The organism is Streptococcus sp. F0441, from assembly GCF_000314775.2.
GTDB lineage: Bacteria > Bacillota > Bacilli > Lactobacillales > Streptococcaceae > Streptococcus.
Window position 1 is genome coordinate 1,436,247 of record NZ_KB373321.1, and the last position, 21,242, is coordinate 1,457,488.

Sequence of the window (21,242 nt, forward strand, 5' to 3'; positions counted from 1 at the left end):
AACCACATAATTTTAGTTTGAACTACTTGATTGTGTTAATTTACTATTGATATGTTCTGCAACGTTTTGGTCATGCTCTTCTTTTGTCGTTGCAAAGTATACTTTACCGTCTTCAACATTAGCTACAAAGTATAAGTACTCACTCTTTGTCTGATTTACACTTGCTTCAATCGCATCGAGGCTTGGACTATCAACTGGTCCGGGCATGAGGCCAAGATGTGTATAAACATTATAAGGTGAATCAATCGTAGTATCAATTGCAGTATCATCAGCCAAGCTAATCTTTTGGCCAAGTTTTCCTTCAGCATACAAGATAGCAATGTTGCTTTGAAGTGGCATACCAAGATTCAAGCGGTTATAGAAGACTCCCGCAATCAATTTACGATCTTCGGTCTTAGCACCTTCTTTTTCGACAAGAGAAGCAATACTGAGCAATTCATTAACTGTCAGATTCTTTTCTTTTATCGTAGTGTAGTACGGTGACATGGCCTTGTCCATAGCTGCTAACATATCATCAATCAAGCTTTCAACTGTGGTGCTGTCTTTGATAGTATAGGTTGCTGGGAAAAGGTAACCTTCAAGGCGATAACGAACACCACTGTCTTTTGTTGGAAGACTTCCAAGAAGGTTTGGATACTTGGCTACTAGTTGGGAGATGAAGGTTTCATCTTGAGCTTTTGCCAGGAAAGCATCCGCTGTAAGAGGTTCTTTAAAATCACCTTGGAGTTGACCTACTGTCTGAGCAATTTGCTCTAAGGTATAACCTTCCGGAATAGTTAAGTTCGCAAGCACTGGTTCTTGAGGTTCAGGAGTTCCACCTTTTTGCAATTCTTGAATTAAGTCATCCGTACTCATGCTTTTCTTCAAATTGTAATAACCTGACTTCAAGTCTGAACCCTTATACTTAGCATAAATACTAAAGATAAGTCCATGTTTGACCAAACCAGATTTTTCCAAAGTGCTCCCAATTTGTTGCACATTTGATCCTTCTGGAATTTGAACTGTCATATACTCCTTAGAGCTCGCATCAACAGGTTTCAAAGAGTCTTGAACATAACCGTACCCAAAGTATCCACCAGCAGCCACAAGTACCAAGAGAACTAAAAAGGTTACTAGGAAACCTTTGGCTTTTGATTTTTTCTTTTTCTTGGTTGGCTTTTTACCTTTACGGCGACGGTTACGACGTGATTCCTCCGTTAATCTGTCTGAGGATCCAGTTGAAGCTAGCGCTTCAGCTTTATTCTCAGAAGAAGCAACTGATGTATTGGCCTCTTCTGTCTTATAAGTCACATCTATCTTGGTCGGAGTATCGTTAAATTCTTTTTCTTCAGGTTCAAGTTCAACTGGTTCCACCTTAGGTTGAACGGACTCCACTACAGGTTCTTCAGCTGGATGAATCGGTTCTACTAGAGGTTCTTCAGATTCTACAACTTCAATCTTGTCAATGACAGGCTGTCTAATCTCTTTCTCTTCTTTTTCATCCGTTTTATCAGCTTCAGCACTCGAAAGTGGAGGAACACTCGGCGCATTCTTTAGAATTTTATCGACAACAGATAGGGAATCAGCCATCAACTCTTCTGTTGAAGCATCCGATTCAGGATTTACAGGAGTTACTGAACTAGCTTGAGATGATGAAGCTGTCAGATTTGGAATGTCTACTTCTTTCTCTCTTCTATCTTGTTCTTTTACTCTCTCTAAATCACGTAGAATCTGATCTTTAAAGCTTAATTTTTCTTCTTCTCTTGATTTTTCAGTCAAAAGCATTACCTCCTTGTTGACAATCCATAATATTATATCTTAAAAGTCGCAGAAAAGCAACCAACTAGGCCATTCCCTAGCTAGTTTTCTTTATTTTCCGGATGCCAAACCATATCATACCAACTTTCACCCGCAAAGCTTGACTGGGATACCCCTTCATTCACAAATCCATGTTTTTCATAATAAGGGATGAGATAGTCATGGCAGGTCAAGTTGATACCTTCTCGTTCATGTTCTAAAGCGACTTCTTTCAGAGCCCTTAACAATCTTTTCCCCACGCCCAAGGCTTGTGCCTCCTTAGCTATGGAGAGACAGGTCACAGAGATATAGCCTCCAGGTCGATGGCTATAGTCTTTTATCTCTTCTGTAAAGGACTGATCTTGTAGATGACGATGTGGGACGACTGGACCTTCAATATACCCAAGTATACGTCCCTCCTTTTCAGCTACGAGAAAACTGGTCTGAATTTCACGTAAGTGCGCCTCAAAGACCAAACGAGGAATCGCTTCTTCAAGGGAGAAATTCTCCAGCTCTATCTCTAAAATTTGATCTAAATCCGAAAATCTTGCTTGTCTGATTTTCATACTTCCTCCTGATAAAAAGGATTGACCCAAATCAGATTCCATCCCGAAAATCTTGCGTACGGAGCCTCTAGCAATTCTCCCGTAGCAAAGTCATTCATCTCAAAATAAGAGAGCAAGTCATCAGGACAAGTCAAGCGAAGATACTCATACCCTCCTTCCACCGCCACTTGTTTCAAGTTAGCAAGAAGAAGGGTCCCCAAGCCTTGCCCGCGATGGTCAGGATGAATAGCTAATGATCTTATTTCTATCCATGTGGGATGGAGAGACTGAGACTCTCCTAAAACATAGCCTACGAGCTGGTTTTCATCTCTAGCTACAAGAAAGGTATCCGCAATCTTACGGATACTCTCTTCTAAAAACTCGTAGCTCACTATTTCTTCTGAGGATAAACAAGATTCTTCAATTGCTACAATTTCTTTTAGATCCGATAATGTAGCCCGTCCTATGGTGATTGGAATTTCCATTCTTTTTTCTTATTGGACGTTACTTGTCAAATTAGACAAAAGACGTTCAAATGAGTACTCATAGGTTTGGATGTCTCCTGCTCCCATAAAGACATAGACTGCATTATCATGCTCAAGGAGTGGTGATACATTTTCAACTGTGATGACTTGGCTTTTCTTCTTAATTTTATCTGCTAGGTCTTCTACCTTGACGTCACCATGGTCCACCTCACGGGCTGATCCATAGATTTTCGCCAAGTAAACAGCATCTGCCTGGCTCAAAGCTTTAGCAAAGTCGTCCAATAGGGCAATTGTTCTAGTAAAAGTGTGTGGTTGGAAGATTGCAACAATTTCCTTGCTTGGGTATTTCTGACGAGCCGCATCTAAGGTCGCAATGATTTCCGTTGGATGGTGGGCGAAATCATCAATAATAATGGTGCCATTGACAACCTTTTCAGTGAAACGACGCTTGACACCAGCAAATGTTTTTAAGTGTTCACGTACCAAGTTCAAGTCAAATCCTGCTGTATAAAGTAAACCAATAACGGCTGTCGCATTCATAATATTGTGACGACCAAAGGTTGGAATGTGGAATTGACCCAACTCTTGTCCGCGGAAATGAACTGTGAAGGTCGAACCAGTCGTAGAACGTAGAAGGTCGCTAGCTACAAAGTCATTTCCCTCAGCATCAAAGCCATAGTAATAGATTGGAGCATTGGCTGTAATCTTACGCAACTCAGCATCCTCACCGTAGACGAATAAACCTTTGGTAATTTGTTTAGCATAGTCATTAAAGGCATTGAAAACATCCTCTAGACTAGTAAAGTAGTCTGGATGGTCAAAGTCAATATTGGTGATAATAGAGTATTCTGGGTGGTAAGGCATGAAATGACGCTCATATTCGTCAGATTCAAAAACAAAATACTTCGCATTTTCAGAACCTCGACCCGTTCCATCCCCAATCAAGAAGCTAGTGTCTGTGATGTGAGACAAAACATGAGACAGCATCCCAGTCGTTGATGTCTTACCATGCGCTCCTGCAACCCCCATGCTGACAAAGTCACGCATAAAGCTGCCTAGGAATTCATGGTAACGTTTGTAGCTGATACCATTTTTGTCGGCATAGGCGATTTCAACGTTATTATCTGGACGAAAGGCATTTCCAGCAATAATTTCAAGATCCCCTTGCAGGTTCTTTTCATCAAAAGGAAGAATCGTAATCCCTGCCTGCTCTAGTCCACGTTGAGTAAAGTAGTATTTTTCAACGTCTGAACCTTGAACCTTGTGTCCCATTTGGTGCAACATCAAGGCCAAGGCACTCATCCCTGATCCCTTGATTCCAATAAAATGATATGTTTTTGACATGTTTTTCTCCCTTACTCAGTAATTCTTGTCAGATTCAACTCTTGGGCAACCTGACGTTCCTGTTCCGTTTGCTTATTCTTTTTATTATATATTTGACTCTTCTTTAGAAAATCATAGTTGTTCTTTTTAGCCTTTTCCGTTTGAGATTTCGGAGTTGGAGTCACTACCTGGCCAGCTTCCTCGGCTAGAATATAGTGGGACTGGCTCAAGTTTTTACTAAACTTGGCAAACTCACCTGGATTTTCCTTTTGAAATGGTGCTGTTGGTTGGTTTCCTTGACGAACAAGTGTTGAACCATTGTGTCGTCTGGTATGACTAACATCCTGAGTCAAATACTTGGCTGAGCGTTTCTTCTTCAAGTCCGCACGCGCCTCTTCTCTAGCCAATTCAGCATACGTTTTTTCAATTTTTTTAGATTCTGGGCCTGGTTTTGACTCCTTGCTAGCTACCGAAGGAGTTACAGCCTGTTCCTCATTGATAGGAGACCATTCCAAATAGTTTTTATCGCGGTAATCACCCTTGATATTGCTAATAAAGTCTGACTCATCGTACAAGTCCATGACTGGCATTTTGGTCAGCATGATCTCATCATCTGACACCAATGGAAATCGATCTTGTTTCATTTTGTATTTCCTTTCAACACTTCATTATAGCGTATTGTCTTGATTTTTCAAGTGCTGGCTTCAGAAATCCCTAAAATTTCTCGAATTTCTGCCAGACTAAGACTCGCACGCGATTCCGTCCCATCTAAAACTTGGGAAACTAGGTGTCTCTTCTGTTCTTGGAGTTCTTGAATCTTTTCTTCAATGGTTCCTCTAGTAATCAAACGATAAACTTCTACCTTCCGTTCCTGTCCCATTCGGTGAGCTCGTCCGATAGCCTGAGCCTCGACAGCAGGATTCCACCAGAGGTCCACTAGGATGACGGTGTCAGCTCCTGTCAGATTGAGACCGACACCACCTGCCTTAAGGGAGATGAGAAAGATATCCCTTTCCCCTTGATTAAATATTTTGGTCATCTCTTGTCGGTCTTGAGCAGGAGTTGAGCCCGTAATTTTGAAGGAAGTCAAGCCCAAATTTGGGAGCTCTTGCTCGATTTTTTCCAACATTCCTTTAAATTGAGAGAAAATCAAGACCCGATGCCCACCATCTGCCACTTGTAGCAATAAATCTCGGAGACTATCCAATTTACCACTGGCTCCTTGGTAATCGTCCATAAAGAGAGCTGGCGTATCGCAGATCTGGCGTAAACGCATGAGGCCAGATAATATTTCTACCCGACTTCTCTGGAATTCTTGATCTGTCACTTGCGCTAGGCGGTCTCGTATCTGTTGCAACTGGGCGAGATAGATAGCCTTCTGTTGGTCTTCCAGTTCATTTTTATAGACGACTTCGATCAGGTCAGGTAGTTCTGTTAGGACTTCTTCTTTCTTACGCCTCATGACGAAAGGCTTGATAAACTGCGCGACTCGGTCAGCCGGTAATTTCATAAACTCCTTTTTACTTGGTAAGAGTCCTGGAAGCACAATTTGAAAGATAGACCATAACTCTCCTAAATGATTTTCGATGGGCGTACCTGACAAAGCAAAGACTGCTGGCACCACAAACTGGCGCAAACTCTGAGCAATCTTAGTCTGAGCATTTTTCATGACCTGGGCTTCATCTAAGAAGAGAAAATCAAAAGCCATCTCTTGATAAAGCTCGCTGTCTTGACGAAAGGTTGCATAGCTAGTCACATAGATCTGGTGATTTTCAGAAAGAATTGCTTCTCGATTCGCTTTCAAACCATGAACGACAGCCAAATCCAACTGTGGGGCAAATTTCCTGAATTCATCTGCCCAATTGTATATCAAACCTGACGGCGCCAAAATCAAGACTCGACTATCTTCTGTCACCTGACTGGTCAAAAAAGCGATGGTTTGCAGTGTTTTTCCCAGTCCCATATCATCTGCCAGGATGCCACCAAAACCATAGTGATGAAGCATCTGGAGCCAACGAACACCCTTTTCCTGGTAGTCTCTCAAACTCGCCTGCACCCGTATATCTCCCAAAGGAAAGTCCTCTGGGTGGGTCAAATCATGAGCTAAATGCTGAAATTCTTCCGAGAAGGAAATCCTGTCTCGACCTTCAAACAACTGAGACAGACTGTAAGCCAGAGATTTTCGCGCTTGAAAGGAACCATCTTTTAGCTCAACTCCCAGTTCCTGCAAATTTTGACGAATCTGCTTGGTTTCCTCATCAAAAAAGTACACTTGGTCAGAAGAACTGATATAGAAATCCTGATTGCTGGTCAGGGCTTTAAGAGCTTGATCAATCTCTTCTTGGGCAATCCCTTGGAAATCAAATTGGATTTCCAACAGTCCTCCCTTGGACTCAATCTGAACCTGAGGAGCTTGGACGCTGTAGAGCTGATTCATATCATCAGACAAGAAAACCTGACCCAATTTCTCAAAAGCTGGAATCGTATGGTGAAAGAAAGAATAAACTGCCTCTGGCTTCAAAGCCTGTCTCCAAGACTGAAAATCAGCCTCAAAACCAGCCCCTAAACAGACTTGAAATAGCTGGTTTTCCAAGACAGCATCGCTTGAAAAAGGTAATTGTTCCAGCTGTTGATGACTAGTCACCTTAACATCTCCATAGTCAAACTGGATATCCAAACGGATACGGCCGTCATCCTCCCTATCAAAGTAAAAGATTGGTGAAAAGGGTCTGATTTGCAGACGCTCGGGAGCAGAAACCGTGCCCAGTTGTCCAAACAAAGGCAGACAGGCGGCTAGGCGGTCACGATCACTGTTGTCAAACTGGAGGCATTTTCTCCCTCTTTCCTCCCGAGGGAGCTCCTTGAGTTCCTTCAAAAGAGTTATCTGATTAGGGGTCAAGAAATAAACATTCCCCTTACGAAAGAGAACCGCTCCCCCATAGAATACGTTAACCCGCTCAGTCTCAGAAATCTCCATCTCAAAATAATCGGGATACTCCTGCACGGAAAAAGAGAACAGTTCCGCATCGGGATCTAAATCGTGAAATAGAAGATTTTCATAACTATCGATCTGATGTTCAAAATGAAAATCCTCCAAGTTCATCAGCAACTCCACTCCCTGCTCAAAAAATGTCAGAGGGAAAAAGAGGTGACGACCTTGATTGGGGAAAAAGAGATCTTGACTCAGTCCCTCCTCAATCAAGCCACATAAAAAAGTAAGAACTTCTTGACTAGCTGTATCAAAAGCATCCCAAGACAAGCCATTCTCGTAGTGCTTCCCAATCATATATGGTTTTCGATGGACTAAGACCTTCAAAAAGAGAGGGATGTCACGAATGACATAATATTTTTGACTATCAACTAAACCGATTCGGAGAGTCCAAAGGAGGCGATTGGTTCCAGCTTCTACCTGACCTTGAGCCGACAAAGTGTAGATTTTCTCTCGCTTCTGAGGTTGGATACGCTCCAAAAAACTACCACCAAAACTAACCTTGGTTTCGACCTCTTCTTGCTCTTCATGTCCTTTTTCTAAGGCTTGTAGAATCACCTGGCCTTCTTCGTCGTTCTTCAGATAATGCTCGAGCGCCGCTAGGTGAACACAGTAACCTCTTTTTTGGAAAAAATCACAAGCACAAAAAACAAGATCATCCTCTAAACTGTAGCGTAAGTCTTCTCCCGCCACACGAGTATAGAGGCGATTCCCTTTTTCCTTAATAATCTCAATGTTGCCTGTTTCATAGAGTGTAACCCCCTCCATGCGCAACTTTCCCGGAATCAATTTAGCCATAGTTACCCCTTTATCTTATCTTTTCATTATACCACATTTTCCCCTATGAAAATAGCCTTCTAGAAAGACTTTTCTCCTAGAAGGCTGGATTTTTAAAGTGTAGCAAAAGTGGTCACGATGCGTTGGCAAACCTCTTCTAGTACTGACTTCGGCATAGCTACATTGAGGCGGGCATGAAGAGCTCCCTCCTCCCCAAAGTCCAAACCTCGGTTCAAGATAACCTTGGCTTCATTTCTCAAAAGCTCTTGCAAGCGGTCATCCGTTAGATCATAGGCCGAAAAATCAAGCCAGATCAAGTAGGTACCTTGCGGTTTCATGACCTTAATCTTGGTTTCGTTGCCCAAAACATCCACTACATAGTTAATGTGGTCCTCGATAACTTCTTTTAGTTCTCCTAACCAGTCCTTGCCATAACGGTAGGCAGCTTCTGTCGCCAAATACCCCAATCCTGAGATTTCATGCTGGTTATTGGCCAACTGGCGTTTTTGGAAGGCAACTCGAAGCTTTGGATTTTCAATAACTGCATAGGAATTTTTCGTCCCAGCAATATTAAAAGTCTTGGTAGCACTGCTCAAAACAAGAGCAAAGTTTTTGAAGTCTGGATTTACGGTATTAAAAGACTGGTGTTTGTGACCAAAGAGGGCCAAATCTTGGTGAATCTCATCCGAAACCAACAAAACACCGTGTTTTTGGCAGAGATTTCCGATCTTTTCCAACACTTCCTTTTCCCACACACGTCCACCAGGATTGTGAGGATTGCATAGGATATAGAGTTTGACATCCTCTTCTACTAAATCCTTCTCCAATTGGTCAAAGTCAATCTCAAACAGACCATCCTTTTCCACCAAAGAATTTGTAATCAATCTACGATTATTCAACTTGACACTGCGAGCAAAAGGTGGATAGACCGGTGTATTAATCAGAATCGCTTCGCCTTCTTTTGTAAAGGCTTGAATAGCTATCGAAATTGCTGGCACAACCCCCTCAATAAAGACAAGAGCTTCTTTGTCAAAGTGGTAGCCGTGTTGGCTGGCTTCCCACTTTTGAACTTCATGAATTAACTCTTCACTGGCATAGGTATAGCCATAAACCAGTTGGTCCGCGTAAGTTTGCACGGCTTGGCGGATTTCAGGCAAAACCACAAAGTCCATATCCGCTATCCAAGCTGGAAGGACTTCACTATCCGTTTCTGTTTCTTTCCATTTATAGGTATGGTGCCCTAAACGGTTGGGCAGGCTTGTAAAATCATATTTTCCCATCTTTGTCTTATCCTTCTAATGCTTGACGTAAGTCCGCAATCAAATCTCTGGCATCCTCAATCCCAATAGACAAACGCAAAAGATCATCTGTCAATCCATAGGAATGGCGCACTTCTACTGGTATATCCGCATGGGTTTGCGTTGTTGGATAGGTGATAAGGCTTTCCACGCCACCCAAACTCTCAGCAAAAGAGAAAACCTTCAAGTTATTTAAAATCTGAGGAATTCGACTCTCATCAGCCACTTTAAAGGAAATCATGCCCCCACGACCAGTATAGAGAACTTCCTTGACTGCTGGAGAATCCTTCAAAAAGGCAACCACTTCTTGGGCATTAGCTGTTGAGCGCTCCATACGCAGAGACAAGGTTTTAAGACCACGAATCAACTGATAACTATCAAACGGTGATAAGACCGCACCTGTCGTATTGAGATTATAGAAAAGTTGTTCATATAGTTCTAAACTATTAGTCACAACCACCCCAGCTAAGACATCATTGTGCCCTGCTAAGTACTTGGTGGCTGAATGGAGAACAATATCCGCACCATCTTCAATTGGGCGTTGGTAAATCGGGCTGTAGAAGGTATTGTCCACCACTACCTTGGCACCCTTGGCATGAGCTAGTTTGGCTAGTTTTGCAATATCAAATTCCAACATCAAGGGATTGGTTGGCGTTTCGATATAGAGAACATCCACATCCTTTTCTAACTCAGCAATCAATTCTTCTTCTGTATTGGCATAGGTAAAATGGAACCGGCCTTCCTGCTCGACTTGGTTGAACCAACGGAAAGAACCTCCATACAGATCGCGCACAGCCAAGACTTTACTTCCTACTGGAAAAACACTAAAGGCCAGTACAATCGCAGCCATACCTGAACTCGTCGCTAGGGCATGGTCTGCTGACTCAATAGTCGCCAAGACCTCCTCCGCCTTACTGCGAGTTGGATTTTTAGTACGGGTATAGTCAAATCCAGTAGACTGGCCAAACTCTGGATGCTGATAAGTTGTTGAAAAATGAAGTGGCGTCACCAAGGCACCTGTTGCCTTATCTGACTTGATCCCTGCCTGGGCTAAAATTGTGTTGATGTGTAGTTCTTTGCTCATACAATGCCTCCAAATCTATAGTAACTATTGTACCACTTATTTTCACTAACTTATTTTCTTGTTTTCAAGAGCTAGTTATAGTTTCAAACTATATAAAAACGATAGTTCCTTGAGAAACTATCGTTTTTCCTGTTGAGTAGACTCGCTATTTAACGTGTTTTGCCAGTTCTTCTTGGGCTTTTTTATTTGATTCTTCTTTTTCTTTCAACCATTTTTCTTTAGCTTTTTCATACTCATCAGTCGTTACAGTCTTATCTTGCAACTTGAGGTACTTGTATGATTCGACACCCTTATTTCCAGCTTGTGAGAATGGCGCTGAGAATGGAACTGTCTTTCTCAAGCTAGGTGTTCCACCTTGGGAAACGTTTGGAATTGCAAGGGCGCTATCAACGAGCCAAGCTTGAATTTCAGCATATTTTTCATAACGTTTTGCTGGGTCTTGCTCCTTGTTCGCTTCTTCCAACATTTGAGTGTAAGTATCCAGACCAACTGCCTTAGCCTTGTCATTAACCTCACCTGGTTCTAAACCAAGGTTTTGCAACATACCACCGTTATTGACATTTAAGATATCAAGATAGCTTGATGGATCCAAGTAGTCAGCACTCCAACCGCCATTATAGATATCAAAGTCTTTTTGAGCTGCCGTTTGAGCGAGGTAGCTAGAATTATCGTAGTCATCTGTTGATAATTGTTGGATATCGATAACCACATTCTCAGCTCCGAGAACAGATTCGATGGATTGTTTCAAAGAGCTCGTTTCAAGTACACCTTTTTTAGCTGATTGGTCTACAGATACATCCAAGTGGATTGGGAATTGTACACCCTTAGCTTCCAATTCTTTCTTAGCTTCTGCAAATTTAGCTTTAGCCTTGTCAGGATTGTAGTATGGGTCTTGCGCGTCTGCAAAGTTGATTCCTTGCCATTCTTGGCCATAGTTGACCATCTTTTCTGAAACAACATCACCAAAGTCTTTTCCGTTGATACTTACAAATGTTGGAGGTACAACCAAGTTACGAATAATCTTTGTTGCTCCTTCTTCCCCTTGAGATTGTGCTCCATAGGCTGTACGGTTATAAGCATAGTTGAAGGCTTGACGGAAGTTTTTATTCAGAACTGCTTCTTGGGTTGATTTCTTTTCGATATCTGAGGATTTAGAAGTGAAGTTATAAGATTTTCTGTCCAAGTTGAAGTTCAAGTAATAAGAAGTTGCGTTTTGCATACTATAGATGATGTTATCCTTGTTCTTCTCTTTAATTCCTTCAAAGCTTGAGCTATTTGGGTAGAGACGCGCGTAGCTGTATACTCCTTCTACGAAGTTACGAGCTAGGGCATCTTGGTCACTACCATCATAGTAAGTCAATTTTACATCATCCACAAAGACATTTTTAGCATCCCAGTAATTTGGATTTTTCTTGTATTCGATAACAGATTTTGAAACAAAAGATTTCATCAAGAAAGGTCCACTGTACAAAATACTAGAAGGATCTACCTTACCAAAATCATCCCCTTTTGATTTCAGGAAGTCTGCATTGACAGGGAAGAGAATGGTTGAAGTTGTTTTAGAGTTCCAATAAGGTTCTGGACGTGTCAAAGTGTACTGAACTGTTTGGTCGTCAATCGCCTTAACACCGACAGTTGAAAAGTCAGTTGTTTTCCCGTTGATATAGTCATCCAAACCTGCTACAGAGTCTTGAACCAGGTACAAGGCTTCGGATTTTTTATCAGCAGCATATTTCAACCCAGTGACAAAATCTTGCGCCGTTACAGGGGCGTATTCTTCACCCTCATAGGTATACCATTTTGCATCCTTACGCAATTTGTAAGTATAGGTCAAACCGTCCTGAGAAACAGTCCAATCCTCTGCCAACGATGGAACATAGTTACCGTATTGGTCATTTTCCATCAATCCATCTACCAAATTAGTAACGATGTCGTTGGTTGTTGCACGGTTTTCTGCAAGATAGTTCAAACTAGATGGATCGCTCGAATAAACATAGTTATATGTTTTAGAAGAACTACTTGAGTTTCCACATGCGCTCAGTAAGATACCTGCGCTTAACACGACACTTGCAAGTGTCAGATACTTGGCCTTAGACTTTTTCATTTCCAGAACCTCCTGTTTTAAAGATTTGTCTTATTATACAGCTTTGGTTTTATTTAGTCAAGCGATTTCTGAAGAAAAACTTAAAAAACATATTTTTCTACTCTTAATTTTAGAAAAAGTTCTCCTTTTTTAAGAAAAATATACTATAAAAACCTTTCTATTATAGAAAGGTTAATTCATTGCTTTTATTTATAAATCTTCTTACGATATTTTCAATCGTGTCCGTAGTCGGTCCGCTTGGGCTTTACCTATTATCTTGTCTAAAAGTCGTGTCCGTAGGCTCATCAAACCATAGAGACCTCCTCCAAGCCCTCCGATGAGAGCTACGTAAAGGAAACTCCAGAGACGTCCACTTGGCTGGAAGACAAAACCGAGTAGCCATTGTAAGAAGCCAACTAAGATAAACATAACCAGAGTCAAGATGGTAATCAAAATTGTTCGCTTCAAGATAATCTTTCGACGAGCACCCGTTACCTGGCAGATGTCTCGGTACATCAAGACATTCGGAATAATCAAGCCGATAGTCGTTGAAATCAAAGGACCGTAGCTGTGGAAAATAGCAATGGTTGGCAATTGCAAGACAATCTTAGCAATAGAACCATAGACAAAGTAAAGCACTGCCTTTCGGTTTCGAAACATGGCCTGAAGCATAGGAGACAAGACCATATACAAGCCTAGGATAGTAGACTGCAAAACTGCAAAGACAAATAGACCCATGGCCAAACTATCTGGATTACCGTAAAAGACTGTATAAAGAGGTTCCCCTACCATGACCACTCCAACCGTTGCCGGTAGTAGAAATAAGAAGAGCATGGTGAGGCTATCTTGGACTAGGCGAGCCGCCGCCTGCAAGTCGCCTTTTACATAGTTTTCCGTCAACAGTGGCAAGCCGACACTCCCAATCGAAACTCCCACAGAGATTAAAATCATGGTAATTTTATTCGGATTGGCAGAGAAATAAGAAAACATAACAACCAAGTCTTCATCGCTATAGTTGGTAAACCACTTCATACTATTGATAAAAGTCATCTGGTCTAAAATCTGAAAGAGTTGAATGGCAGACCCTGTCAGGATAAAAGGAATGGCTTCCTTGATGGTATCGACTAAGAGTCGCTTACTATTGATCTTATCCCGTGTTTCAAAGACTCTTTTGAGCAAACCTTCTTGGGCAAGGAAGTAGATCAAAACTGCAAAACTTGCCACCATCCCCACAAAGGCCGCAAAGGTCGATTGGGTAACGGCTGATAGGTAGTCACCAGAACCCATCTTCATAATGAAGAAGGTTGCCATCAACATCCAGATAACACGGATCACCTGCTCAGCGATTTGACTCATAGCATAGGGTTTCAGGTTATTCATCCCTTGGAAGAAGCCCCGGATGACACTCATAGATGGGAAAATCAAGACCGCCCAAGCCAAACTCTGCATGATGGGAATCAGGTCTTTCCCCACACCTGACAAATCTGCTAACCAGGGAGAAAAGAGATACAAGACCAAAGCAAAGACTAAGCCCAAGCCCGTCATAAAGCTTAGGAAACTCCGAATCAAAGCAAAGCTGTGCTCTTCTTCTCGCATGGTATTGTACTTAGCCACTTGTTTGGCGACTGCAACTGGGATACCCGCTGTCGAAATCAGCAAGAACCAGGCGTAAATATTGTAGCCCATGGTAAAGAGTCCATTTGCCTTAGCAGCATAGGTCCCCATCCAGATATACCAGGGAATAATGTAGATTGCCCCAAGGAGGCGACTAATAAAGTTACTAGCTGTTAGCCAAGCAGTCCCTCGCAACATCTGGGCTTGCTGGTGATTGTTTTCGTTAGACATAGCTTCCTCATTCAATTTTAATAACTAGGAAATTTTCCTCATCTTCCATTATAAACTTTTCCTTGTTACTTGTAAAATTCAGACTTTCAGTTTACAATAGAAAGTATGATAAAGATTGAAACCGTATTAGATATATTAAAAAAAGATGGTCTCTTCCGCGAGATTATCGACCAAGGACACTACCACTACAACTACAGTGAAGTTGTTTTTGACAGCATCAGTTACGACAGTCGAAAAGTAAAAGAAGGTACTCTTTTTTTTGCCAAAGGCGCTGCCTTTAAAAAAGAATACCTCCTATCCGCTATAAGTCAAGGCTTAGCTTGGTACATCTCCGAAAAGGACTACGAAGTCGGTATCCCTGTCATCGTTGTGAACGATATCAAGAAAGCCATGAGTTTGATTGCTATGGAATTTTATGACAATCCACAAGAAAAACTCAAAATTCTCGCTTTCACAGGAACAAAAGGAAAGACAACATCTGCTTACTTTGCATACCACATTCTATCTCAACGCTACCCAACAGCTCTCTTGTCAACTATGAACACAACTCTAGATGGCAAGACCTTCTTTAAATCTTCCTTCTCAACGCCTGAAAATATCGATCTTTTCGACATGATGGCTCAGGCTGTTAAGAATGGAAGAACCCATCTTGTAATGGAAGTCTCAAGTCAAGCCTATCTAGTTCATCGAGTCTATGGTTTGACCTTTGATGTAGGTGTCTTTCTTAACATCACTCCTGACCATATCGGACCAATTGAACATCCAAGCTTTGAAGATTACTTCTACCACAAACGTCTCTTGATGAAAAATAGCCGAGCAGTTGTCATTAACAGCGACATGGACCACTTTTCTGTCTTGAAAGAACAAGTGGAAGATCAAGAACATGACTTCTATGGTAGCCAGTCAAGTAACCAAATCGAGAACTCCAAAGCCTTTAGCTTTTCAGCTACAGGTAAACTCGCTGGTGATTATGATATTCAACTCATTGGCCACTTCAATCAAGAAAATGCAGTTGCTGCAGGACTTGCCTGTCTTCGTCTAGGTGCTAGTCTTGAAGATATCAAAAAAGGAATCGCTGCAACCCGCGTTCCTGGACGTATGGAAGTCCTGACTCAGAAAAATGGAGCCAAGGTCTTCATCGACTATGCCCATAATGGTGACAGCCTGAAGAAACTCATCAATGTTGTTGAAACTCATCAAACTGGAAAAATTGCTCTGGTTCTCGGTTCTACTGGAAACAAGGGTGAAAGTCGTCGCAAAGACTTTGGACTCCTTCTCAATCAACATCCTGAGATTCAAATCTTTCTCACTGCTGATGATCCCAATTATGAAGATCCAATGGCCATTGCTGAAGAAATCAGCAGCTATATCAGTCATCCTGTTGAAAAGATTGCCGATCGTGAAGAAGCCATCAAGGCGGCGATGGCCATCACAAATCAAGAACTCGATGCTGTGATTATTGCAGGCAAGGGAGCTGATTGTTACCAAATCGTCCAAGGAAAGAAAGAAGACTATCCTGGAGACGCAGCTATCGCAGAACGTTATCTATAAAAAAATCAAGGGAAACATTCCCTTGATTTTTTTAGTCTTCTTTCTTAAATGAATTTTTAAGACCTTCAACGGCACCTTCTACAGCACCTTTAGCATCTTCAACAACTTCTTTTGCTTTCGCAACTGTTTTTTCTACAGTACCTTCTGCTTCTGTCTTGCTATCGCCAGTAACTTTACCAAATCCTTCTTTGATAGCACCAGTTGCTTGATCCAATTTATTTTCAAGTGACATAGCTCTGTCTCCTTTGCTTTTAATACGATAAACGTTATCGCTTACATTCAGTTTATGCTTATTCTTTAGCAAAGTCAAACAATCTGCTCAAAATGAAGCAATTAAGGTAAATAGAAAGTCAACTGTTCCTTGTCGAAATCAACAGCCAACTCATACTTCCCTTCTTCGTTTTGCACAACATAGCCTAGGACGACCAAACTATCCACAAAGATATCACGGCGTTTCTGTATCAGTTGATCTTTTTTGAGGAATTTTAACAAAAAAGTCGTCATATATTTGAGGACATACTCAGGGTTAACATCTCCTAGAATATCATAGAGTTTCTGCTGATATTCTGTCAGTGGATACTGGTTCTTAACTTTATAAAAATAGTTAGACAAGGTCATTTTTTGCCTTGCAAAGTCCGTATGCTCGATTAAAATAGCTGCATTGGTTTGATTGCGCAATTCCGTCTCAAAAGTCTTCTCCACCAAGTCTTGATAGACTGGACTATCCTCTCTGACAAAAATCTCTTTATCAAGGGCTAAATCATCCGTAGATTCTAAAAAAGGGAGATTGAGCGAATAGTGTTTGTTTTCCCTTAGGATCAAGCCTGCCTTTATATACTCTTCCATAAGCTTATCAACTGATACATCTGGAAATTGAGCCTTTATCTCCCGAAGGATAACATCATCATGCTGGTCCAGATAGTCAACCAAATCTATAAAAAATGGCTGTCGAGTCAAACGAGAAGGATTAAAAATCTGAATCATGAAGATTCCTTTCTTTACATTTTAAAAGAGGGGATGCTGCTAACTGACTAGGATTGGTCCCCGGCTGGTTCAGAGGTACAGGAAGTTCGAGTTTCCTGTAATAGTCCCTCCAAAAATCACTAATCTCCTGCTCCCCGTCCCCAAATTTCATGGAAATAGTTTCAAAAATCGGTAGGATTTCAGCGATGTACTGGGAACAATAAAACCCTTCCCCATCAGGGTAAAAAGAAAAATTATAAGGAGCTCCAAGATGCTGGTTAGCTCTTTTCTTTACTTTTTGAATATCTATTTTTGGATAAAGATAAAGATCATACAGACAAGCTGGCTCTAAGAAGTCTCTTAGTTTTTGACAGATAACACCAACTTCACTAGTTGCATGATAAACAAATCCGTCTAAAAGGATAGCTACATGACTATAGTTCCCGGTAGAAGCCTGGATGGCCTGCCCCATATCTGAAAGGTCCTTCACAAAAATCAAATCGCCGTTTGCTAACATCTTTCTCTCCTAGAAAAAAAGGAGCCGAAACTCCCTTCAATATATGAAAACGAACGTTTTCTATTTTGAAATAACACCCAAAATCTTAAGCATTAAAGCTCTCAGTCAACTGAGGCACCACTTGTTTCTTACGTGAAACAGCACCTAGAAGGAAAGCGTGGTTATTTTCAAGTTTAAAGTTGAAGGCAGCTTCGACCTTGTCCATGTTTGATCCAAGAGCAAGGATTTCTGAGTTTGAGTTGACGATGTCTGTAATCATCAAGACAAAGTCAGAGTAGCCGTTTGCTGCATTAGCCGCTTGCATTGCTGCTTCGATTTCAGCTTGGCGTTCCAAGACTTCAGCAATATCAACTGTGTTAACCTGAGCAACACGAACCTTATTTCCGTTGAGTTCAAAAGTCTTAGCATCGATGTCAATCAATTCTTCAGCAGATTTGCTTGCCAAGTTTGTACCAGCCTTGAGCATAGCAAGACCGTACTCTTCCAAGTTGACACCTGCTAATTCTGCCAATTCAGGAGCAATGACTTTATCAGATGGGTGAGTTGTTGGTGATTTCAAAAGAAGGGTATCTGAAATCAAACCTGAAAGCATCAATCCTGCGATTTCTTTAGGAACTGCCACACCATGCTCTTTGAACATGCGATAAACGATAGATGAAGCTGATCCAACTGGTTCCAAGCGCATGTAAAGTGGGCTTGCAGTTTCAAAATTAGCCACACGGTGGTGGTCCACAACACCGTAAACTTCTACTTCAGCGATATCTGATACAGATTGTTGGAATTCATTGTGGTCGGTCAAGATGACTTGTTCTGCACCTTCTGCTTTAGCAGATGTGATGACGCGTGGTGCTTCTACACCAAAATAGTTCAAAACAAAAGCTGTTTCTTCATTTGGAGTACCGAGAGCTACTGCTTCCGTGTCCAATCCATACGCCTCTTTTGCAAGATAAGCAAAGGCTACAGATGACCCGATGGCATCTGAGTCTGGATTTTGGTGACCAAATACTAGAATCTTAGACATGATAATACCTCTTTAAATTTATTCATCTTATTTTAGCACTTTTTTCCTCTTTTGACAAAAGTAAGAGGAGTCAAAGGACTCCTCATTAGACATCAATATCGTTAACTAGATTTTTTTCTTGATTTTCGGATAGAAATCGTTCTTTCTGTGGACGTTTCTTTCGTTTGAGAAGAGCCTCTGCTGACATGGCTTCTTCCTTGCTAGCAAAGCCCTCTACATAGATGAGTTTAACTGGCAAGCGAGCTCGGGTATACTTGGCACCCTTACCACTATTATGAACGGCAAGGCGTTTCTTCACATCTGTCGTGTAACCAGTATAGTAAGAACCATCACGGCACTCCACCACATACATATAGGCCTTATGATTCATAGTAAATCTCTTGAATTTCTGGCGTGTAGGAACCATCATCATTGTGAACAATGAGTGGTGGCAAGACCTTGAAGCCGCTCGTTGATCCATCCTTAATAGCTTCGATTAAAAGCATATTGGCTTCCTTTTCTCGTTTAGGATAGACAAATTGCAGGCGCTTCGGAGCCAAATTATGGCGCTGAAGCATATCTAAGATATCCAAGAGCCGATCTGGACGATGAACCATAGCCAAACGGCCATTAGACTTGAGAATACTCTGGGCGCTCCGACAGATTTCTTCTAGATTAGTTGTAATTTCATGTCTAGCTAAAAGGTAGTGTTCACTCTCATTCAAATTGGAATGCGGATCCACCTTAAAATAAGGCGGATTACACAAAATCATATCCACCTTACTTCCCTGAATGTGGGCAGGCATATTTTTCAAATCATCGCAGATGACCCGCATCTGCTCTTCCAAACCATTCAACTGAACCGAACGCTCTGCCATATCCGCCAAGCGCTCCTGAATCTCTACAGATATTATCTGCGCCTGAGTACGTGAACTAGCAAAAAGTCCCACTGCACCATTGCCAGCACAAAAGTCCACAATTAAACCCCGTTTAGGGAAGCGAGGAAAGCGTGATAAGAGAACACTATCCACTGAATAGCTAAACACCTCTCTATTTTGAATGATCTTAATATCTGTCGAAAAGAGCTGGTTGATGCGCTCTCCTGGTTTTAATAATTGTTTTTCTTTCATACTTTCATTACAATAAATTATGTTAATATTACAAATGATTTAGATAATTGTATTTATGGTTTCTTCTTTAAATGCTCTAGTGCCTCGCGCGTCCAAACAGGCATCATTCGTCCAAGTGGTGCAAAACCGTGCTTGATACGATCATTTGAAAAACGTCTCCGTCTTGGCAATTGATGTTTTTCTTCCTCCAAAGTACGGATAGAAAGACTAGCTTTTCCAGTGTATTCGTCAAAATCCACCACCTGTACTTGAACTTCATCACCAATTTTTAAAATATCATAGATATTCTCAATAAATCCCGTCCGGATTTCTGAGATGTGAATCAGCCCTGTCACCCCTGTCTCTAACTCGACAAAGGCACCATAGGGCTGAATTCCTGTAATACGCCCGTTTAGCTTATCACCTATTTTCATCCTAGTCCTCAATTTCAATCGTTTCAATTACTACATCTTCAACTGGTTTATCCATCGCTCCAGTCTCAACAGATGCAATGGTATCTAAGACAGCAAAAGATTCAGCATCTACCAATTGCCCAAAAACAGTATGGCGGCGGTCAAGGTGAGGAGTTCCTCCTTGCTCTGCATAAATCTCAGCGATTGGTTCGGGCCAACCACCACGTGCAATCTCTTTCTTAGAGTATGGCAAGTGTTGATTTTGGACGATAAAGAACTGGCTACCATTGGTATTTGGACCAGCATTGGCCATAGAAAGAGCACCACGGATATTGTAAAGTTCTTCTGAAAATTCATCTTCAAAAGCTTGACCATAAATGGACTCTCCGCCCATACCAGTACCAGTTGGGTCTCCACCTTGGATCATAAAGTCCTTGATAATGCGGTGGAAAATCACACCATCATAGTAACCGTCTTTTGACAGAGCAACAAAGTTGGCTACTGTTTTGGGAGCTTGCTCAGGGAAGAGCTTGATACGTAAGTCTCCGTGATTTGTCTTAATAGTCGCCAACGGACCTTCTACTGTTTCAATTTCTACTTGTGGAAAATGCAATTCTTTTTCTACCATACCAAATCCTTCTAAGGCATCAAAAATGCCATCTTCTTCTACTGTTTTTGTAATATAATCTGCTTTTTCTTTGATTTTATCATGGGAAACTCCCATGGCAATGCTAATTCCTGCATAATCAAAGAGTTCCAAGTCATTGAGACCGTCTCCAAAGACCATGACATTCTCTGGTTTCAAGCCTAAATGGTCCACCACCTTGGCTACACCTGTGGCTTTTGAAACTGAAATAGGCACGATATCAGATGAATGTTCATGCCAACGCACCATGCGAAGTTTATCTGATAAAGACTCTGGTAAGTGCAAGCCATCTCCTTTTTCCTCAAAGCTCCACATCTGATAAATGTCCGCTTTTTCATGAAAATCAGGATCCACATCCAAGTTTGGATAAATCGGATCAATTGCCTCACTGATCAGTTCTGTTCGAGTGGAGAGTTTGGCGTCATGACTGCCAACCAAGCCATATTCAATTCCCTCTCGCTTAGTCCAAGAGATATACTCCTCAACATCTGACTTGTCAATCTGATGCTGATAAATGACCTGACTTTTTTTATCTTCAATATAGGCCCCATTTAGGGTTACAAAAAAGTCCGGCTTGAGCTCACGAATCTCTGGAACAACTCCAAAAATACCACGTCCAGAAGCAATACCTGTTAAAATTCCTTTTTCACGCAACTGCTTAAAGACAGTGGGAATTGTAGCTGGAATAAAACCCGTCTTTGACGTACGCAGGGTATCATCAATATCAAAAAAAACGATTTTAATCTTCTTTGCCTTGTATTTTAATTTCGCATCCATCTCTCTACCTCTTTTCCATCACTCTTTCCATTATACCATAAAGCTGATGAAATTCCTTTTT

Annotated in this window: 19 protein-coding genes; 1 reads left to right on the forward strand and 18 read right to left on the reverse strand. The window is 41.5% G+C overall.

Annotation, left to right across the window (positions count from 1 at the left end; translation table 11 throughout):
• Positions 1–12 precede the first annotated feature (12 nt).
• From mltG to HMPREF9188_RS06975, 10 genes are all read right to left on the reverse strand, one after another.
• Positions 13–1,764 (reverse strand): endolytic transglycosylase MltG, encoded by a 1,752-nt coding sequence (gene mltG, locus HMPREF9188_RS06930; protein WP_009730378.1) that lies wholly within the window; start codon positions 1,762–1,764, stop codon positions 13–15.
• Positions 1,765–1,838: 74 nt separating this feature from the next.
• On the reverse strand, positions 1,839–2,342 hold the full coding sequence (locus tag HMPREF9188_RS06935; RefSeq protein WP_000702411.1) for a GNAT family N-acetyltransferase: 504 nt from the start codon (positions 2,340–2,342) through the stop codon (positions 1,839–1,841).
• Positions 2,339–2,806, reverse strand: a complete 468-nt coding sequence (locus HMPREF9188_RS06940; RefSeq protein ID WP_000405305.1) for a GNAT family N-acetyltransferase — start codon at positions 2,804–2,806, stop codon at positions 2,339–2,341. Before HMPREF9188_RS06940 ends, HMPREF9188_RS06935 begins: the two co-directional genes overlap by 4 nt.
• 9 nt (positions 2,807–2,815) lie before the next feature.
• Positions 2,816–4,150 carry a UDP-N-acetylmuramate--L-alanine ligase gene (murC, locus tag HMPREF9188_RS06945; RefSeq protein WP_000048097.1) on the reverse strand — a complete coding sequence of 445 codons (1,335 nt, stop codon included), beginning with the start codon at positions 4,148–4,150 and terminating at the stop codon, positions 2,816–2,818.
• Between the two features lie 11 nt (positions 4,151–4,161).
• Positions 4,162–4,773 carry a hypothetical protein gene (locus HMPREF9188_RS06950; RefSeq protein WP_009730379.1) on the reverse strand — a complete coding sequence of 204 codons (612 nt, stop codon included), beginning with the start codon at positions 4,771–4,773 and terminating at the stop codon, positions 4,162–4,164.
• A 47-nt stretch (positions 4,774–4,820) separates the two neighbouring features.
• Positions 4,821–7,916: a DEAD/DEAH box helicase gene (locus HMPREF9188_RS06955; RefSeq protein ID WP_009730380.1), complete on the reverse strand. Its 3,096-nt coding sequence runs from the start codon at positions 7,914–7,916 to the stop codon at positions 4,821–4,823.
• A gap of 92 nt (positions 7,917–8,008) precedes the next feature.
• A complete protein-coding gene (locus tag HMPREF9188_RS06960) occupies positions 8,009–9,175 on the reverse strand; it encodes a MalY/PatB family protein (protein ID WP_009730381.1) in 1,167 nt (388 codons plus the stop codon).
• Between the two features lie 7 nt (positions 9,176–9,182).
• The gene (locus HMPREF9188_RS06965; protein ID WP_009730382.1) at positions 9,183–10,277 is read right to left on the reverse strand and encodes a cystathionine gamma-synthase; all 1,095 of its coding nucleotides are present in this window, start codon (positions 10,275–10,277) and stop codon (positions 9,183–9,185) included.
• A gap of 145 nt (positions 10,278–10,422) precedes the next feature.
• On the reverse strand, positions 10,423–12,381 hold the full coding sequence (locus HMPREF9188_RS06970) for a peptide ABC transporter substrate-binding protein (RefSeq protein WP_000748547.1): 1,959 nt from the start codon (positions 12,379–12,381) through the stop codon (positions 10,423–10,425).
• 201 nt (positions 12,382–12,582) lie between these two features.
• Complete coding sequence (locus HMPREF9188_RS06975) at positions 12,583–14,205, reverse strand: putative polysaccharide biosynthesis protein (RefSeq protein WP_009730383.1); 1,623 nt, start codon at positions 14,203–14,205, stop codon at positions 12,583–12,585.
• 105 nt (positions 14,206–14,310) lie between these two features.
• Here HMPREF9188_RS06975 and HMPREF9188_RS06980 point away from each other — a divergent pair, with 105 nt between their 5' ends.
• Positions 14,311–15,756, forward strand: coding sequence for a UDP-N-acetylmuramoyl-L-alanyl-D-glutamate--L-lysine ligase (locus HMPREF9188_RS06980; RefSeq protein WP_009730384.1), 1,446 nt, complete (start codon positions 14,311–14,313; stop codon positions 15,754–15,756).
• Positions 15,757–15,787: 31 nt separating this feature from the next.
• On the opposite strand, the gene HMPREF9188_RS06985 is transcribed toward HMPREF9188_RS06980, so the two are convergent.
• The 8 genes from HMPREF9188_RS06985 to HMPREF9188_RS07020 form a co-directional block, all read right to left on the reverse strand.
• Positions 15,788–15,988, reverse strand: coding sequence for a CsbD family protein (locus tag HMPREF9188_RS06985; protein WP_000051179.1), 201 nt, complete (start codon positions 15,986–15,988; stop codon positions 15,788–15,790).
• Positions 15,989–16,089: 101 nt separating this feature from the next.
• Positions 16,090–16,740, reverse strand: coding sequence for a DUF1803 domain-containing protein (locus HMPREF9188_RS06990; protein ID WP_009730385.1), 651 nt, complete (start codon positions 16,738–16,740; stop codon positions 16,090–16,092).
• Positions 16,724–17,236: a YiiX/YebB-like N1pC/P60 family cysteine hydrolase gene (locus HMPREF9188_RS06995; protein WP_000880661.1), complete on the reverse strand. Its 513-nt coding sequence runs from the start codon at positions 17,234–17,236 to the stop codon at positions 16,724–16,726. The genes HMPREF9188_RS06990 and HMPREF9188_RS06995 overlap by 17 nt, the downstream gene beginning before the upstream one ends.
• A gap of 85 nt (positions 17,237–17,321) precedes the next feature.
• A complete protein-coding gene (locus HMPREF9188_RS07000; RefSeq protein WP_009730386.1) occupies positions 17,322–18,257 on the reverse strand; it encodes a manganese-dependent inorganic pyrophosphatase in 936 nt (311 codons plus the stop codon).
• Positions 18,258–18,342: 85 nt separating this feature from the next.
• Positions 18,343–18,627, reverse strand: a complete 285-nt coding sequence (locus HMPREF9188_RS07005; RefSeq protein ID WP_009730387.1) for a GIY-YIG nuclease family protein — start codon at positions 18,625–18,627, stop codon at positions 18,343–18,345.
• On the reverse strand, positions 18,617–19,366 hold the full coding sequence (locus HMPREF9188_RS07010; protein ID WP_009730388.1) for a tRNA1(Val) (adenine(37)-N6)-methyltransferase: 750 nt from the start codon (positions 19,364–19,366) through the stop codon (positions 18,617–18,619). The genes HMPREF9188_RS07005 and HMPREF9188_RS07010 overlap by 11 nt, the downstream gene beginning before the upstream one ends.
• A gap of 53 nt (positions 19,367–19,419) precedes the next feature.
• The gene (locus tag HMPREF9188_RS07015; protein WP_000689615.1) at positions 19,420–19,779 is read right to left on the reverse strand and encodes a S1 RNA-binding domain-containing protein; all 360 of its coding nucleotides are present in this window, start codon (positions 19,777–19,779) and stop codon (positions 19,420–19,422) included.
• Position 19,780: 1 nt separating this feature from the next.
• On the reverse strand, positions 19,781–21,181 hold the full coding sequence (locus HMPREF9188_RS07020) for a bifunctional Cof-type HAD-IIB family hydrolase/peptidylprolyl isomerase (protein ID WP_009730389.1): 1,401 nt from the start codon (positions 21,179–21,181) through the stop codon (positions 19,781–19,783).
• Between the last annotated feature and the right edge of the window lie 61 nt (positions 21,182–21,242).